The sequence below is a fragment of the Oleiphilus sp. HI0132 genome (assembly GCF_001635845.1).
The window spans coordinates 1-1,074 of sequence record NZ_LWGJ01000262.1 but is presented as its reverse complement, the minus strand read 5'-3'; the positions used below and the strand labels follow the sequence as shown (position 1 = coordinate 1,074).

Genomic DNA, 1,074 nt, shown 5'->3' with positions numbered 1-1,074 from the left:
TGTATTCTGGCTTATGCTTGCCCCTTAAACGGCTCGCAATTTCACTTGATAAGCGACCAAGTGTTTTGCCTGTAGCATCTACTACATACCAGTCACGCTTTACGCTTTCTGGCTTTGCACTTAACGTTTTCATTTATTCCGCCTTTAGCTCCAATGAGCCTTTACAAAATCCAAGTTCGATGGCAATTTCGCCATTCGGATGTCACGAATTATCGCGGTTTCACATATTGAGACGGGGCTGTACTCGCAAAGCTACACCGATAATTTTAGGGCGCGCAGTATAATATAATTAAACACAATTAATCCAGAACTAATTTAGTTTTTCTTTCATTGCCCCGCATAAAAAATTTCTTCGGCATTATCTCTCAAGGCTGCAGCCAAGATTTCAGGGCTTTCAGAGCGAATATTACATAGCGCCGAAAAAACCTGACGAATATCCGAAGGACAACCAAACTCTCGCCTCAACCCGGAAACTCTCATATCCGGGCTATCCGTCTCCAACAACAAACTACCCAAAGGGGCTGTCGCAACAGCGGATCGGGTTCGCGTGGCACTTGGCCAAGTAATAACGCAACCTACACCGATGCTTATCCCTTTGGCGACATACTGATCGAGCAAGTCCTTGCCTCCGGAGAAGGCATGAATCACCCCCTTCCCTGGAAACTTCTTTAATGCGGACAGTATCTGGGAATGCGTTTTTCGAGCATGCATGATAACGGGCAAACCATGATCACTTGCAAGCGCCAACTGCGCCTCAAACAAGCTGTACTGCAGAGCCATATCTGCTGCCGTTACATCAAGCCCTATCTCGCCAACAGCAACCAGCCCCTCAGGCCGCTGGGATAAGCACGCATCAAGCCTGCTAATATCGCCTAAAGAATGCCTAGCTATAAAAAGAGGATGCAACCCTAAGGCATAACTTAGCTGAGGATGGCCAAGCGATAAGCCTTGCACCCCCTCCCATGATCCACGATCAATCGATGGGATAATCAACTTTGTTACACTTGCCCGGCGACAACTTTCAAGCAGGGCTTCTTGCCGCCCCTCAAACTCAACAAAATCTAAATGACAATG

Annotated in this window: 2 protein-coding genes; both read right to left on the bottom strand. The window is 47.2% G+C overall.

Features of this window, described 5'->3' with window-relative positions:
- Positions 1-133 (bottom strand): uL13 family ribosomal protein (locus A3766_RS03220; protein WP_197479261.1); only part of this gene is annotated, 133 nt, incomplete at its 3' end.
- A gap of 194 nt (positions 134-327) precedes the next feature.
- The coding region (locus A3766_RS03215; RefSeq protein ID WP_068641668.1) for a TatD family hydrolase at positions 328-1,074 on the bottom strand (747 nt) is incomplete at its 5' end.